We start from the raw sequence: 16,828 nt of genomic DNA, 5'->3' as shown, positions 1-16,828 counted from the left end.
TATGTCTACGAATAAAACGAAGTCGATTTTATTAAAAATAGCAAAATATCTTGGAATAACTTTTGTCGTTATTATAGGATTATTGTTTTTAACTCCTATTGTTTTTGCCGATAAAATTAAGGAGCAAATTAAAAAAACAGCAAACGAAAGACTGAGCGCAGAATTGAATTATTCTGATGTTTCGGTTTCGTTTTTTCATCATTTCCCTTCGCTAACGTTAACCTTAAATGATTTAAGTCTTAACGGATCAGCGCCTTATACAAGCGAAAAATTCATCACTGCAAAAGAGGTTTCTTTTGGAATAAATGTGGCGAGTTTAGTTTTTAGCAAGGAAGTAAAAATTGATCAGATTTACTTATCTGATTCGTTTATTAATGTAAAAGTAAACCAAAAAGGAGAGGCAAATTACAACGTTTACAAATCTTCTGCGCAAGCTTCAGATGCTAAAGACAGTACTGATACGGCTTTAAAACTGGAACGAATTGAAATTTTGAACAGTAAAATAATCTATGACGATTTATCGACAAAAGTTCATTTTGACGCTTTTGGATTTAATTATTTAGGAAAAGGAGATTTAAATAAAGCTGTTTTTGATTTGTATTCGAAAGCTAAAATCGAGAAACTAAATATTGTTTACGAAGGCGAACCGTATTTAATGAACAAGAAAATTGATGCGGATCTGATCACAAAAGTAAATGTAAATTCGTTGTCTTTTTTCTTTCAACAAAACAACTTAAAAATCAATCAGCTTTTGGTCGATTTTAAAGGAAAATTTGATTTCCTGAAAGATGGTTACAACATGGATTTTGTTATTAAATCTGACAATAGTAAATTGAATGATGTTTTTACTGCTTTCCCTCCAAAATACATTACATGGCTTTCTAAAACCGAATTGAAGGGAAATACCAATTTACTTTTAACACTAAAAGGAGATTATATTGCATCAAAAAATATAGCGCCGGATCTTAATCTGGATGTAAAAATAGACAGCGGTTTTGTGAATTATAACAAAAGTACTTTTCCGGTTTCTAATTTAAACTTAGACGTAAAAACAAAGGTTCCGTCGTTAAATCCGGATCTTGTTATTGTTGATGCTAAAAATGTATCTTTAAACATTAACAAAGATTACTTAAAGTCTAAATTTTATGTTGAAGGCATCAATACTCCTAATATCGATGCTGATTTTAAGGCTAAAATTGATCTTGAAAAATTAATGAAAGCGCTCGGAATTCCGAATATTGTTTTAAAAGGAAGTCTCGCCGGAGATGTGAAAGCAAACGGAAAATTCGATCTAAAAAAGAAACTTTTCCCGGTTACAAATGGCGTTATCGATTTGGAAAACGGATATTTAAAAACTCCGTATTACCCAAATCCGATCACAAATATTACGATAAAATCTAAAATTGAGAATCAGAAAGGAACTTTTGATGCTTTGAAAGTGAGCTTAAAACCAACTAAGTTTACTTTTGAAGGAAAACCTGTTTTTGTAGAGGCTGATTTGAGTAATTTTGATGATCTGGCTTATGATATTAAAGCAAAAGGAGAACTTGATGTAAACAAAATCTATAAAGTTTTCTCTCAAAAAGGACTTGATTTAGATGGTTTCGTAAAAGCCGATTTAGTTTTGAAAGGCAAACAAAGCGACGCCGAAAAAGGACGTTATAGTAAACTTTACAACAAAGGAACGCTTGAACTAAGAAACATTGGTATTGCATCAGAATATCTGCCAAAGAAATTCATCATCAAAGAGGGAATCTTTAAAATCAATCAGGATAAAATGTCTTTTAATAACTTTTTGGCCGCTTACGGTCAGTCAGATTTTAAGATGAATGGTTATTTGCAGAATGTTTTTAATTATGTAACTACAAATACAGGCGTTTTAAGAGGTTCTTTTAAAGTTACGTCAAGATACATCAATGTAGATGAGTTTATGTCGAGCACTCCTGCAAATACTTCTGTAACGCAAACTAAAACCGAAGCTCCTGCCCCAACTTCAACAGAGGCAAAACAAACCGGCGTAATTATTATTCCGACCAATTTGAATTTGCAATTTGTTGCGAATGCCCAAAAAGTGAATTTTGATAAATTAAATCTTCAAAATGCAGTTGGAAATTTAAATATGAACAAAGGCAAACTGAGCATGCAGAATACCGGTTTTGACCTGATTGGCTGCAAAGTTAGCATGAACGCAACATATCAGGCCGTAACGTCTAAAAAAGCCAATTTTGAATACGCTATTAAAGCAGCTGATTTTGATATTAAAAAAGCTTACAACGAAATTGAAGTATTCAGAAAAATGGCCAGCGCTGCCGAAAAAGCACAAGGAATTGTTTCTGTAGATTACCAGTTAAAAGGTCGTTTAAATGGTAATATGGATCCTGTTTATCCATCGCTTGTGGGTGGCGGAATACTTTCTATAAAAGATGTGAAAGTGCGAGGATTAAAAATGTTTAGCGCCGTAAGCAAAGAAACCAATACTGAATCTATAAAGAATCCGGATTTATCGAAAGTAGACATTAAAACTACAATCAAAAACAATATTATAACTGTAGAACGTTTTAAATTTAAGTTTGCAGGCTTCAGACCAAGAATCGAAGGCACAACAAGTCTTGACGGAAAACTGAACTTAAAAATGCGCTTAGGCTTACCTCCTTTTGGTATTTTTGGTATTCCGCTAACCGTTACAGGAACACAGAATAGTCCTAAAGTAAAAGTGGGCCGCAAAACAGAAGATCTTGAAGAGACTAAAGATACTGAGAATTAAAATTTCAATTTTTTAAATTTAAAATTCCAATTACTGATATATACCTTTGTCAAAGTTTTAAACTTTGACAAAGGTTTTTTTTCGCAATCTTGCTATTTCAAACTACACATACAACATTACCGAAACATACAAAATACCTTTCGCCAACAACCATAATAAAACAGCCGTTCCTAAAAATCCCCATGTCGTAATTCTGTTTCTCTTCCAGCGCGTGAAAAGGAACAAAATCTCCCAAAATTTGATAATGATATAAATACTTGTTCCTACTAAAGACGCCCAAATAATCTGGGCGGAATGAATACGAAAACTATAAAACAATACTGACACAAGAAAAAGAATGGTAATGATTTGTATATAATAGTAATTTTTATAATTGCGTTTGAAATTCTCCTTAAGTGATAAAATCAAAAATGAGATAATTAGCAAACTTGTCAAAGCGATTACAACATAAGAAAAAAGTGGATTATTTTGTATTATAAAAAAGCCATCAATGGCAATTGCCAAAACAACACAGGCTGCAAGGGAATAAATACTTCTTTCGATATAAGTATCTTTGTACGGAATAAGAATTCGGCTAAAATACTTATCTAATGTACGCCAGAAAGGCAAAGCACAAAGTACCGCCATTCCAGATACAACAATTTCATAATTATACAATATATCCTCCGGAATCTTATACAATACATACAAAAGAGCGATCGTAACAATAATAGCAGGCAGACAAATTGTTTTTACTACTTCCCACTTATTGCTTCCCCAGAAAGTGTTTCGTATTTCAAAAATATATTTCTTCACTAAATATTTCTGAGTAAAAATTGCCGTAGACTGACTCCACAACAAAAACAAACCTACATGAATTACTACGGTACGCAGGGTCATTTCTTCTATATAACATCCGCCAATAACAAAGACAATTCCGAGAAAGAATAATTCGTAGGTTACTAAAATTGCCGAGAATAAAAATCTGAATACCGGCTCAAATTGCCTGATAAGAATATCAATAAGCGAACTCCAATAATTGCGTAACAAACCTATTATAGCACATATGGCAGTAAAGGCGGCCAGATACAACATCCAATTGGTTAGCGTTTGTGTCTGCATCCACAATTGAATCGCAGAATCTTTTACAGGAATATAAACGATATGGGAATTGACATAAATTTCGTTCGCCAATTGATCTCTTACCGAATCATTAATTGCAGAAAACTGATTCTTATGTTGCTGCCAATAGGCATTAGCATCGGAGCCGCTTTTTTGAAGAACAGCAAACTCGTATAAAATCTTTTTTTGAGAATCGTTTAATGATACTACTTTTTCAGCAGAATGAATTTCTTTTGCGAATAGGCTTGTACAGAAAAGAAATAAAAGGAATACTATTTTTTTCAAAATTTGAGTAGATTAATCCAATCAAAAATACAAATAATACTGTGGTAAAATTTCAATTTCCAATAGCAAAAACAAAACTCACTATTTTTTTACCGCAAAGAGTGCAAAGATTTTTCGCAGAGTTCACTAAGATTTAATCCGTGTTTACACAATTAAAGCACACAAAGCTTTGTGAACTTTGTGTTTTTGTTTTGCTAAACTTAACATTTAAAAACTTTGCGTTCTTTGCGGTAAATTTTTTTTCTCTCTACAGGTTTTTGAATTGGCTCAAAACAAACCCAATTACCTCTACTTTAAACAAATAACAAAACTCAGCAACCTTAAATTTTCTTATATAACTTATCTGGTTAAGTCATAAAAACAAAAAACCCGGTCTTTTCAGAACGGGTTTTGTAATAAGTAGTCTTAATGATTATGCTTCGAATGGAAGGATAGATACATAAGATTTGTTATCTTTTTTCTTTTGGAACTTAACAACTCCAGCTACTCTTGCGTGTAGTGTGTGATCTTTACTGATGTAAACGTTTTCACCTGGATTATGTTTTGAACCTCTTTGTCTAACGATGATGTTCCCAGCAATAGCAGCTTGTCCACCAAAAATCTTAACGCCTAGACGTTTTGATTCTGATTCTCTACCATTCTTCGAACTACCGACACCTTTCTTGTGAGCCATGACGTATGAGTTTAAATATTGTTATTATTCTTTAGTAGCTTCTTTTTTTGCTTTTGGAGCTGCTTTTTTAGCTTTAGGAGCTTCTACTTCTTCAGTAGCTACTTCTTCTGCCACAACTGCTTTCTTAGCTGCTGCTTTTTTAGTTCCTCCAGCTGCAGTAATACCTTCAATTACAATTTGAGTAAGATATTGTCTGTGACCATTTCTCTTTTTGTATCCTTTTCTTCTTTTCTTTTTGAAAACGATAACTTTATCTCCTTTTAAGTGTTGTAACACTTTAGCTTCTACTGAAGCACCTTCTATAGCTGGGGCGCCTAAAGTTACATTTCCATTATCGTCTAATAAAAGAACTTTGTCAAAAGAAACTTTTGAACCTTCTTCATTAGTCAAACGGTTAACATAAACCTTTAAGTCTTTGCTTACTTTGAATTGTTGCCCTGCTATCTCTACGATTGCATACATACCAAATTGATTTATTGATTTTTAAGGTTGCAAATATACAATTAATAATTTACTGTGCAATCTCTTATTCTAAAAATATTTATTTCGTTTTAAAGTCTGTTTTTCAAGGCGTTTCATGGTTTAAAAAGAAACATTTAGCCGTATAATACTGTTAAAGTATCACCAAAACAGACCCTAACCCATAATTGATAATTAAAAAAAGTTAATTTTGATGTAACGATAATCAACTCTTGGCTACCTACATATATAGGTAAATAAAAATTATTAATCTTTATGAAAAAATCAATAATGATGTTAAGTGCAGCACTAATGCTCGGCGGAGTGGCTCATGCTCAAAAGGTAGCTTTTGAAGAATATAATTTAGATAACGGCATGCATGTTATTTTACACAACGATCCATCGGCTCCCGTTGTGATTACTTCGGTAATGTACCACGTGGGATCAAAAGACGAGCGCCCGGACCGAACTGGTTTTGCGCATTTCTTTGAGCATTTATTATTTGAAGGAACTCAAAATATAAAACGCGGCGAATGGATGAAAATCGTTACCGCAAATGGCGGAGTAAATAACGCCAATACTTCTGACGACAGAACGTATTACTACGAAGTTTTTCCATCAAACAGTTTAGAATTAGGTCTATGGATGGAATCTGAGCGATTGATGCATCCAATAATCAATAAGATTGGTGTTGAAACTCAAAATGAGGTGGTAAAGGAAGAAAAGAGAATGCGTTACGACAATCAGCCTTATGGAAACATTTTGCCGGAAGTTAAAAAGAACATGTTCAAAAATCATCCGTATCGCTGGACAACTATCGGATCTATGAAAGATCTTGATGCTGCAACGCTGGAAGAATTTCAGGCTTTTAATAAAAAATTCTACACGCCAAACAATGCGGTTTTAGTTGTTGCCGGAGATTTTGATAAAGTAAAAACAAAAGAATGGATTCAGAAATATTTTGCTCCAATTCCGCGCGGTGAGGAAGTGAAAAAACAGACTTTTGTCGAAGAACCAATCAACCAGACGATAAAAGCAACTTATGAAGATCCGAATATTCAGATCCCAATGATTGTAGCTTCGTACAGAACTCCTTCGATGAAAACAAGAGATGCAAGAGTTTTAGATTTAATCTCTTCTTATTTAAGTGACGGAAAAAGCTCAAAATTGTACAAGAAAATAGTAGATGATAAAAAAATGGCGCTTCAAATTGGAGCGGTAGGTTTTAGTCAGGAAGATTACGGAATGTACATTTTATATGGTTTGCCAATGGCGCCAAATACAACGGCCGACATTTTAAAAGAAATGGATGAGGAAATTGTAAAAATTCAGACGGACCTGATTTCTGAAAAAGATTACGAAAAACTACAAAACAAATTCGATAATAATTTTGTGAACGCTAACGCAAGCGTAGAGGGAATCGCCGAAAATCTGGCTTCTTATTACCTACTTTACGGAGATGTAAATTTAATCAATACTGAGATTGATATTTACCACTCTATTACAAGAGAAGAGATTAGAGAAGTGGCTAAAAAGTACTTAAACCCTAACCAGCGTTTAATTTTAGACTACGTTCCTTCAACTAAAGTTCAAAACTAAGCTTATCGAATCATGAAAAAAATACATACATTTTTAATCCTTTTATTCCTGACTGGAATTATGCAAGCACAAAATCGTCCACAACCCAAACCAGGTCCTTCGCCAGTAGTCAATATCAAAAAACCGCAAACTTTTGTTTTGGCAAACGGTATGAAAGTTTTGGTGGTTGAAAATCATAAATTACCAAGAGTAAGTTTTAATTTAACTCTAAATAATGCTCCTTTTACAGAAGGAAACAAAAAAGGTGTTGATGAGCTTACCAGCAGTTTAATTGGTAACGGAACTAAAAAAACAACCAAAGAGGCTTTTAACGAAGAAATCGACTTTTACGGAGCAAGCATTAATTTCTCATCAACAGGCGCTTATGCGAGTTCACTTTCTAAATATTCAGGACGTGTTCTGGAGCTTTTGGCAGAAGGTGCTTTGCAACCCAATTTTACTCAAACTGAATTTGATAAAGAAAAAGCAAAATTAATCGAAGGGCTTAAAGCCGATGAAAAAAGCGTTCCTGCAATTGCAAACCGCGTTGTTGATGTTTTGGCTTTTGGAAAAAATCATCCGTCAGGAGAGTATCTTTCAGAAGAAACGGTAAAAAACGTAACGCTTGCTGATGTTCAGGCGAATTACGCAACTTATTTTGTTCCTGAAAATGCTTATTTGGTAATTATTGGTGATATTAAGTTTAAAGAAACAAAAGCAGCTGTAGAAAAACTTTTTGGAGGATGGAAAAAACAAGTTGCTCCAAAAAATACTTACCCAAATCCGGAAAATGTGTCTCAACTTCAAATTGATTTTGTAGATGTTCCAAATGCGGTACAATCTGAAATTTCATTAGTAAATACTGTGAATCTAAAAATGAGCGATCCTGATTTTTTCCCGGCAGTTATTGCCAATCAAATTTTAGGAGGAGATTTTAACAGCTACTTAAACATGAATTTACGTGAGCAACATGCCTGGACTTATGGCGCAAGCTCAAGTATTGGAGCAGGAAAATATGTAACTAAATTTAAAGCATCTTCAGCTGTAAGAAACACGGTTACCGATAGCGCGGTAGTTCAATTTATAAAAGAAATTAAAAGAATCAGAACTGAACAAGTTCCTCAGGAAGTTTTAAGAAATGTAAAAGCGGGATATATTGGCCGATTTGTAATGCAGGTTGAAAAACCACAAACTGTTGCCCGATATGCTTTGAACATTGAAACAGAAAATCTTCCGGCTGATTTTTACGAAAAATACATTCAGACCATAAACAATGTTACAGCTGAAGATATTTACCGCGTTGCAAACAAATATTTCTTATTAGACAATATGCGAATTGTAATTGCAGGAAAAGGTTCTGATGTTATTAGCGGTTTAGAAAAACTTCAAATTCCGATTTTCTATTTTGATAAATACGGAAATCCTGTTGAGAAACCAGTTACTAAAAAAGAAGCTCCGGCAGGAATTACTGCCAAGACTGTTTTCGAAAATTACCTAAAAGCAATTGGAGGCGAAAAAGCGGTTTCTGCTGTTAAAACTTTGGCCATGACAGGAACTACAACGGTTCCTCAGGCTCCGGGTCCTTTAACTTTTACATCTAAATTAGATTCGAAAGGAAAAATGATGGTTTCGCTTGCAATGGGAACTATGAATTTAATGAAACAGGTAGTAAACGAAAAAGGGGCTTACATCGAGCAACAAGGTCAGCGTAAGAATCTTGAAGGCGCAGATCTTGCTGATATGAAAGCCAGCGCTGCTCCTTTTGAAGAGTTGCAATTACAAAAAAGAACAGACTTAAAAATAGAAGGAATAGAACCTGTAAACGGCAGCGATGCTTATGTAATTAAAGACGGAAAAACAACGTATTATTACGATGTAAAATCAGGCTTAAAAACAGCAAAAGGCAAAGTTCGTGAGCAAGACGGAAAATCATCTTCGCAAATAACAAACTTCAACGATTACAGAGAGGTAAAAGGAGTAAAAGTTCCTTTTAATTTAGTTCAGAATGTAGGTTTTGAATTGGATATTAAAATGTCTGAAATTAAAATTAACGAAGGAGTTTCTGAGAAAGATTTTTTTTAGGAAGGTTCAAAGTTACAGAGGTTCAGAGGTGCAAAGGTTCTGATTTACTAAGATTTTTAGAGGCTTTGTCAAAGTTTAAAACTTTGACAAAGCTTTTTTTTATTCGTATTATTTCTGCTTATTGTTGTCAGGCTGATCAGAATCGAAGCCTTTTTTACTCCATCATATCTTCACGAGAAACCCGACAAAGATTGGATTTACGTCACGGAGCTACTTGCGAAGATCCCTCGTTCCTCGGGATGACAAACTACACAAAATCATTATTAAGAAAATGATTGCCCTAGCCCCGATAGAAGTGGAAATCCTTTTGTGCCGGTGTTCGGCACAAAAGATTGGAACGGATAGCGGGATTAGCTCCTAAAAAAAGATTTAATTTTATCATAGTAATAAACTTTGCGACAAAACCTTGAGAAAGTTTTTTTTTATGTACACTACTTATAGTCACTGTTTTGTCAGGCTGAGCGAAGTCGAAGTCCAGTTCCAATTGGGTCGCCCTTCGACTTCGCTCAGGATGACATGCGGGTAAATCACAAAATGTCTTATTTCTTAGCAGATAAATAAACTCCGATTAAAATAATAAATGCTCCAAAAAACTGAATTGGCGTTAGCATTTCGTTATCTAATAATCCCCAAAAGAAAGCTACTATCGGGATTAAATAGGTTACTGATGTTGCAAATACAGGCGAAGATATTTGTATTAATTTAAAGAACAAAACATTCGCGATTCCGGTTCCTACAATTCCCAGAATCATTACAAAGAAAATGGAATGTTGTGCAGCATCAAAACTTATTCTTTGTGTAATATCTGTAAAACTCAAAATAATCAAAGCCGGCAGAAGCAAAACGGCAAAGTTTCCGGTTGTGATACTTACTGAATTTAAATCTGATAAATATTTCTTGATTAAATTGACATTGATAGCATAACAAAGTGTTGCAATAACCACCAAAACCACATAATAATAATTTTGCCCGGGATGAGCCGATGCACCGCTTAAAACCAGCAATAAACACCCAACTAGCCCAACAAAAACACCTAAAACCTGTCGTTTTTGAAACTGGATTCCGAATAAAAGTATTCCTAAAACCAGAGTATTTAATGGTGTAAGCGAATTTAAAATGGCTACGATCGAACTATCGACCTGGGTTTCGGCAATTGCAAAAAGAAAGGCAGGAGTAAAAGTTCCGAAAACGGATGTTATGGCAACAAATTTCCATTGACGGCGCGAAATTTTCTTCAGACTTTTAAAACCAAAAATCAATAGAAAAAGGGCTGCAAAAATAATTCGGAATGAACCTACCTGAACAGCAGTTAAACCAACCAGACCTCTTTTTATTAAAATAAAAGAACTTCCCCAAATAAGAGAAAGAACAAATAAATAAGCCCACTTTAATTGCTTTGCATCCATAAATACCATTTTGATGCAAATTTGTAATAAATTTATGAACTGACCTCCTCCTTTTTATTAATTTTGCAAAGAACACAACTGTCTAATTAAAATTATATAGAATGAAATTCACAAAGATTATAGCCACTTTCGCGATAGCAGGTTTAGTATTGGTAAGCTGCAAAAAAGAAGAAGACAAGAGTATGGCTTTGATTAAGGCTCAAGCCGAAAAAGAAGCTCCTAAAGAACACAAAGTAATTGCGGCAGAAAATGTACAAACTGCAAGTTTTGAAATCGAAGGAATGACTTGTGCTATGGGTTGCGCAAAAACAATCGAAAAAGAATTATCTAATCTTGACGGAGTAGAAAAAGCTACTGTTGATTTTGATAAAAAAACAGCTACTGTTGTATTTGATAAAACGGTGCAGAATCAAGAAAACCTAACCAAAGTTGTTCAGGCAACGGGAGATGGTAAAACATATAAAGTTTTGAATACTAAATCTTAAAAATTTAAATTCCAATAATTTTTTAAATTCCAAATTCCAACAAAAGTTTGGGTTTATGATTTAATTTTAAGGTATAAAAAAAGGGCACTCATTTTGAATGCCCTTTTTTTTATGAGTTGATTTTCTATTTCCACTTCAAGGTTTCCATTAATCGCTGCATGTCATTTTTGATATAACTTGCTGCAGGCATAATAGAATCAAAGTTTGGTTTAGCATAAAAATAAACTGATCCTGTTATAAAATGCTTTGTACTATCTGTAACGTAAAATTGTGAGTTTGTAGCTGCATTTCCGTCTACTTGGTAAAACATTCCGTAAACCTTTTTTTGAGGGTTTAAATAAGGCTGTTCTAAGATGTCATCAGCTTTAATAACATGCTCATAAGTTAGTTTTTGAGCATCTTTAAGCAATTTCTCAATATTACCATTTACGGGTTTATATGTCAGGTAAATAGTGGCTTTCATTTTAGGATATGTAATAGCAAATCCGCAATCTTTTTCACCTTTTATAACTGCTGCTTCGTTCATTTCAAAAGCAAACGGGCAATTATTTTCAAAACTAACATATTTAGCTTCGGGATAATCTAAACGAAGAAAACCTGATGGCTTAGGCACCACATCATCTTTACAACTTAAAACAGTCAATGCCAGTAAAATTGTTGCTATTGAAATTGTTTTTTTAAACATTTAATCTATTGTTACTTTTATTTGTTTTACACGCTTTTTATCGACTGTTTCTATGGTAAAGACACAATTATCAAAAGCTACTTTTTGATCTTTTTTAGGGAAATTACCCAGAATTTCAAGAATAAATCCTGCTAATGTTTCTGCTTCTCCTTTATGCGATTCGAAAACATCTTCGTTGACATCAACGATTCTGTAAAAATCTTTCATGTTAATCTTTCCTTCAAAAAGAAAATTCTTTTCGTCGATTTGAGAAAAATTCAAATTTTCATCGTCAAACTCATCACTTATATCCCCTACTATTTCTTCGATAACATCTTCTAAAGAAACTAATCCGGAAGTTCCTCCGTATTCATCAACCACAATGGCCAAATGGCTTTTAAGGCTCTGAAAATCCTTTAATAAATTATCGAGCTTTTTATTTTCAGGAACAAAAAACGCTTCTCTTATCAAGGATGACCAGTCAAACTCTTCTTTATCAATATGAGGCAATAAATCCTTAACGAATAAAACACCTTCGATCTGATCGATATTATCTCTGTACACCGGAATTCTTGAGAATCCTTTTTCGATTATTTTAGGACAAATTACTGAAAAAGGTTCTGATATTTCTAATGCAAAAATATCAATCCTGGGACTCATAACTTGTTTCGTATCTGTATTTCCAAAGGAAACAATTCCTTCTAATATTTTTTGTTCTTCGCTTGATGTTCCTTCAGAATCTGTAAGTTCTAAGGCTTGCGAAAGCTGATTTATCGAAAAACTATTTTTTTGTTTCCCTAATTTGTTGTGCAAATATAACGTAACGCTTCGCATAGGCAAACTTATTGGAGATAGCAATGTATCTAAAATAGCGATTGGGTATGCAACGCGTTTTGCGAATTTTATATTGTTGCGGCTGGCATAAACTTTAGGCAAAACTTCGCCAAACAGCAAAATAAGAAAAGTAACCAGAACGATTTCAAGAATAAACTTAAAGACAGGCGAACTTACATTAGCAAAAATATTTTGCCCGATAAATGAGAACAAAATAACGACTCCAATATTAAAGAAATTATTGGCGACTAATAAGGTGGCTAAAAGTTTTTTGGGTTTATCTAAAAGATTTGAAATAATTTTTCCTCTCGGATTATTTTCATGCAATGTTTCATCAATGTCTTTTTGCGATAAAGAAAAAAGCGCTACTTCGGCACCTGAAACAATTGCCGAAAGAAACAGCAAAATAAATATTCCGACAAAACCAATTATTAAATTGATGTCTAAAGTGGTATTAAAAAATAAACTGGGCTCCGGGTCCAAATTAAAAAGGATTAGTTAAACAATCAAAAAGGCAAGTCATTTATAGGCAAGCCTTCATTCGTCGCATCAAAGTTAGTGTTTTTTGCTGGTTCTGATTCCTGATGTGGTTTATGATTTCCGGTTTCTTTTTTGGTAGTCAAGAAAGTAAACTCAGTCACCTGAATCTCGGTGGTATATTTAGTAGTACCGTCTTCAGCCTGCCATTGGCGCGATTTTATACGTCCTTCTATATAGATTTTATCTCCTTTAGAAAGGTATTTTTCGCAAATTTCGGCGGCTTTATTGCGCACAACTAAATTATGCCACTCTGTTGAAGTTATTTTTTCATTGGTCGTTTTATTGATATAAACCTCGTTTGTAGCCAATTGAAAACGACCTATACAGTTTCCGCCATCAAAATAATGCATTTTTACATCATCGCCTAAATGGCCAATTAGCATCACTTTATTTAATGTTCCATTCATAATTTTATAGTGGTATTTATCCCAAAGATACATTTTTTTAGCAATTTATTTCTTGCTTTTCTATAAAATTATAAATGACAACAGGAAAAGGAAAAGTTTTTAATTGACTGGAATTCAATCCGTTTTCTATTTTTTCCGCTATTTTAACCTTCCAAAACTGAATATGAAGATGTTGATGCGAAAGTTTATGAACTACAGTTGTTTCATTACATTCTTCTATACCTAATATAGTATAGGAAGGAAAAACATCATTTTTGACGGCTTTTGAAACAATATCAAAATCAACAATTTCAGTAGTTTCTAAAAGTGGAAACTCATATAAATTATGCCAGATACCTTTAGCGGTTCTTTTTTGTATTAATGTATTTCCTAAAACATCTTCTAAGATTAAATAATTAAAGAAACGATTCGTTACTTTAAGCTTTTTAGATTTTACTGGTAAAACCGATACTTTCTTTTTTTGAAGCGCCAGACAACTGTCATTAAATACACATACAGAACAATCCGGACTTTTAGGCACGCATTGCAAAGCGCCAAATTCCATAATCGCCTGATTAAAAATCGCAGGATTATCTTTAGGCATTAACTCATAAGCTAACTCTGTAAATTCTTTTTTTGTTGCAGGCAGAGAAATATCTGATTCGATATCAAAATAACGAGAAAGTACACGAAATACATTTCCGTCAACAACAGGAACGGCTTCATTATAAGAAAAAGAAGCAATTGCTGCTGCGGTATATTCACCAACTCCTTTTAATTTTAATAAGTCTTTATAGTTCGAAGGAAAAACTCCAACAAGGTCATTTGCGACATGTTGCGCCGTTTTATGTAAATTTCTGGCTCTCGAATAGTACCCTAATCCCTGCCAAAGTTTCAAAACCTGCTCTTCTGAGGCATTTGCCAAATCAAATACAGTAGGAAATTCCTCCGTAAAAGCAAAAAAATAAGGCGTTCCTTGCGCAACTCTAGTCTGTTGCAACATAATTTCTGAGAGCCAAATATGGTATGGATTGGCCGTTTTTCGCCATGGCAAATCACGTTTGTTTTGTAAATACCATTTTATCAATATGTTAGAAAAATTCATTGCAAAATACTTAGAATACAAAAGTAAATGTTTATGTAATTAAAATTTAACGAATTAGCTTGATTAATTATTTTTTTAATTCCTATATTTGCAAACTCAAAAAAATAGTACACCATTTATAAAATAAAATAGGAAAGAAAATGACGAAAGCAGATATCGTAGCGAAAATTTCAGAGAAACTAGGTCTTGAAAAAGGAGATGTTCAAGCAACAGTAGAAACTTTTATGGAAGAAGTGAAAACTTCACTAGAAACTGGAGACAATGTTTACCTAAGAGGTTTTGGTAGTTTTATCGTAAAAACCAGAGCTGAAAAGACAGGTAGAAACATTTCTAAAAACACCACTATCAAAATTCCAGCACACAACATTCCTGCGTTTAAACCTGCAAAAGTTTTTGTAGAAGGAGTAAAAACAAATAACGAAGCAAAATAATACTATTAATTAATCATAAAATCGACACGATATGCCAAGTGGTAAAAAAAGAAAGAGACATAAGGTAGCTACGCACAAAAGAAAAAAAAGAGCGAGAGCTAACCGTCACAAAAAGAAAAAGTAGTTTTAAACTACTTTTTTCTTTTTAAACGTTCATTGAAATTGGAATTTAGTCTCAGTACGCTGTCACAGTCTGCAGCTTAAAACTGTTTACTGCTACTGCAAACTGCAAGCTAACATTCCCCCGGGTTCAATACCTGTTAAAAAAATATTGTTTAATCCATCTGTAGATAAGATTTTAGATCTTAGACACTAGATTTTAGATTTATTTTAAATCTATGCTCTTCTCTCTATACTCTATTTTCTGAAAAAACAGATAAAAATTTACAGTGTGAATAAAGAATTAATCATTAGATCTAGTTCTGAAGCCGTAGATTTTGCCTTATTAAAAGATGGAAAACTAATTGAATTACACAAGGAAGAAGAGAAAAGCAACTTTCAGGTTGGTGATATTTTTATCGCCAAAATACGAAAACCCGTTGCTGGTCTTAACGCTGCTTTTGTAAATGTAGGCTTCGAAAAAGATGCCTTTTTACATTATCACGATTTAGGACCTAACTTAGCTTCCCAACTGAAATTCATAAAACTTGTAAGCGCAGGTAAAATAAAAGATTTCTCCCTAAAAACCTTTCAGTTTGAAAAAGAGATTGACAAAGATGGCATCATTACTGATATTTTAAGTGCCAATCAATCTGTTTTAGTTCAAGTTGTAAAAGAACCTATATCGACCAAAGGTCCAAGGATAAGCGCTGAGCTTTCATTGGCAGGAAGATTTATTGTTCTCGTTCCGTTTTCTGACCGCGTTTCTATTTCTCAAAAAATAGAAGACAAAAAAGAAAAGGATCGTTTAAAAAAACTTGTTCTATCGATCAAACCTAAAGGATTTGGTGTTATTGTTCGCACAGTAGCCGAAGGCAAAAACGTAGCCGAATTAGAAAAAGATTTGCAGAACCTGCTTGGCAGATGGACTGCAATGTGTAAAAAATTACCAACTGCTCATCATCCTTCAAAAGTATTAGGAGAGCTCAACAGAGCTTCTTCGATATTAAGAGATGTATTCAACGATACCTTTAGTGGTATTCAGATAGATGACGAAGAGTTGTACCATCAAACGAAGGAATATCTGCAAGAAATTGCACCTTCAAAACAATCGATTGTTAAGTTTTATCAATCAAATGACACTCCAATTTTCGAGAAATACAATATAGAGAGACAAATCAAAACTTCATTTGGACGAACCGTTTCCATGAGTAAAGGAGCGTATCTTATCATCGAACACACTGAAGCTCTTCACGTTATAGACGTAAATAGCGGAAACCGTTCGAATAAGGCGACTAACCAGGAAGACACCGCCATGGAAGTAAATATGATTGCTGCCGCTGAAATTGCCAGACAACTTCGTTTGCGTGATATGGGTGGAATAATCGTAGTTGATTTTATCGATATGTCTAATCCTGAAAACAGGAAGGTTTTGTTCGACTTCTTGCGAGAAGAAATGAGCGACGATAAAGCAAAGCATAAAATCTTACCGCCTAGTAAATTTGGTTTAGTTCAAATTACCAGACAACGCGTGAGACCCGAAGTTAATATTAAGACTAGAGAAGAAGATCCAAACAATGAACATGGCGAAATTGAAGCGCCAATTTTGATCATTGACAGAATCGCATCTGATTTAGACAGAATTTTAAAAACCCACAAGGGTGTTGTACTTAATGTACATCCGTTTGTGGCTGCATACCTCAGTAAAGGTTTTCCATCATTACGTTCAAAATGGTTTTTTGAACATAAGAAATGGGTGAAAATCATACCTCGTGACGCTTACACGTACTTAGAATACCATTTCTATGATAAAAAAGGAAATGTTATTTCAGAATAAAAAACAAAAACCGCCTCTCGAAAGACTGGCGGTTTTTTTGTGCTTTTAAATTAAATTTCAAATTTGTTTTTCGTCCTATAACGGCACAAAAAAAACTTT

Annotated in this window: 14 protein-coding genes; 6 read left to right on the top strand and 8 right to left on the bottom strand. The window is 33.7% G+C overall.

Going from position 1 to position 16,828, the window contains the following annotated elements:
- Window position 1: 1 nt before the first annotated feature.
- Window positions 2-2,764 carry an AsmA family protein gene (locus tag L0669_RS07990; protein WP_263762606.1) on the top strand — a complete coding sequence of 921 codons (2,763 nt, stop codon included), beginning with the start codon at window positions 2-4 and terminating at the stop codon, window positions 2,762-2,764.
- Between the two features lie 102 nt (window positions 2,765-2,866).
- Here L0669_RS07990 and L0669_RS07985 read toward each other — a convergent pair whose 3' ends face one another.
- The 3 genes from L0669_RS07985 to rplU all read right to left on the bottom strand — a co-directional run bounded on the left by L0669_RS07985 (window position 2,867) and on the right by rplU (window position 5,285).
- A complete protein-coding gene (locus L0669_RS07985; protein WP_263762604.1) occupies window positions 2,867-4,150 on the bottom strand; it encodes a hypothetical protein in 1,284 nt (427 codons plus the stop codon).
- A gap of 412 nt (window positions 4,151-4,562) precedes the next feature.
- On the bottom strand, window positions 4,563-4,823 hold the full coding sequence (gene rpmA, locus L0669_RS07980) for a 50S ribosomal protein L27 (protein WP_017497241.1): 261 nt from the start codon (window positions 4,821-4,823) through the stop codon (window positions 4,563-4,565).
- 24 nt (window positions 4,824-4,847) lie between these two features.
- Window positions 4,848-5,285, bottom strand: a complete 438-nt coding sequence (rplU, locus tag L0669_RS07975) for a 50S ribosomal protein L21 (protein WP_194658520.1) — start codon at window positions 5,283-5,285, stop codon at window positions 4,848-4,850.
- A gap of 273 nt (window positions 5,286-5,558) precedes the next feature.
- Here rplU and L0669_RS07970 point away from each other — a divergent pair, with 273 nt between their 5' ends.
- Together L0669_RS07970 and L0669_RS07965 are read left to right on the top strand one after the other, a co-directional pair.
- Window positions 5,559-6,881, top strand: a complete 1,323-nt coding sequence (locus L0669_RS07970) for a M16 family metallopeptidase (protein ID WP_263762602.1) — start codon at window positions 5,559-5,561, stop codon at window positions 6,879-6,881.
- 12 nt (window positions 6,882-6,893) lie between these two features.
- The gene (locus tag L0669_RS07965; RefSeq protein WP_263762600.1) at window positions 6,894-8,942 is read left to right on the top strand and encodes a M16 family metallopeptidase; all 2,049 of its coding nucleotides are present in this window, start codon (window positions 6,894-6,896) and stop codon (window positions 8,940-8,942) included.
- Between the two features lie 539 nt (window positions 8,943-9,481).
- Here L0669_RS07965 and L0669_RS07960 read toward each other — a convergent pair.
- Entirely contained in the window at window positions 9,482-10,348 is an 867-nt protein-coding gene (locus L0669_RS07960) for a DMT family transporter (RefSeq protein ID WP_263762598.1), read from the bottom strand.
- A gap of 101 nt (window positions 10,349-10,449) precedes the next feature.
- On the opposite strand from L0669_RS07960, the gene L0669_RS07955 reads away from it, so the two are divergent.
- Complete coding sequence (locus L0669_RS07955; RefSeq protein ID WP_263762596.1) at window positions 10,450-10,833, top strand: heavy-metal-associated domain-containing protein; 384 nt, start codon at window positions 10,450-10,452, stop codon at window positions 10,831-10,833.
- A gap of 124 nt (window positions 10,834-10,957) precedes the next feature.
- On the opposite strand, the gene gldD is transcribed toward L0669_RS07955, so the two are convergent.
- From gldD to mutY, 4 genes are read right to left on the bottom strand one after another with little or no spacing between them, the layout of a single operon-like run.
- Window positions 10,958-11,518, bottom strand: coding sequence for a gliding motility lipoprotein GldD (gldD, locus tag L0669_RS07950; RefSeq protein ID WP_173969770.1), 561 nt, complete (start codon window positions 11,516-11,518; stop codon window positions 10,958-10,960).
- Entirely contained in the window at window positions 11,519-12,814 is a 1,296-nt protein-coding gene (locus tag L0669_RS07945; RefSeq protein ID WP_263762594.1) for a gliding motility-associated protein GldE, read from the bottom strand. It lies immediately after the preceding gene.
- Window positions 12,815-12,837: 23 nt separating this feature from the next.
- Window positions 12,838-13,278: a single-stranded DNA-binding protein gene (locus L0669_RS07940; RefSeq protein ID WP_065448112.1), complete on the bottom strand. Its 441-nt coding sequence runs from the start codon at window positions 13,276-13,278 to the stop codon at window positions 12,838-12,840.
- 37 nt (window positions 13,279-13,315) lie between these two features.
- On the bottom strand, window positions 13,316-14,362 hold the full coding sequence (mutY, locus tag L0669_RS07935; protein ID WP_263762592.1) for an A/G-specific adenine glycosylase: 1,047 nt from the start codon (window positions 14,360-14,362) through the stop codon (window positions 13,316-13,318).
- A gap of 140 nt (window positions 14,363-14,502) precedes the next feature.
- Here mutY and L0669_RS07930 point away from each other — a divergent pair, with 140 nt between their 5' ends.
- Both L0669_RS07930 and L0669_RS07925 read left to right on the top strand, forming a co-directional pair.
- Complete coding sequence (locus L0669_RS07930; RefSeq protein ID WP_007805026.1) at window positions 14,503-14,793, top strand: HU family DNA-binding protein; 291 nt, start codon at window positions 14,503-14,505, stop codon at window positions 14,791-14,793.
- Window positions 14,794-15,184: 391 nt separating this feature from the next.
- Window positions 15,185-16,729: an Rne/Rng family ribonuclease gene (locus L0669_RS07925; RefSeq protein ID WP_194615975.1), complete on the top strand. Its 1,545-nt coding sequence runs from the start codon at window positions 15,185-15,187 to the stop codon at window positions 16,727-16,729.
- The last annotated feature ends 99 nt before the right edge of the window (window positions 16,730-16,828 follow it).

This window comes from Flavobacterium bizetiae (assembly GCF_024271895.1).
Classification (GTDB): domain Bacteria; phylum Bacteroidota; class Bacteroidia; order Flavobacteriales; family Flavobacteriaceae; genus Flavobacterium; species Flavobacterium bizetiae.
The sequence above is the reverse complement of the archived record's forward strand: the minus strand, read 5'-3'. Positions and strand labels throughout refer to the sequence as shown.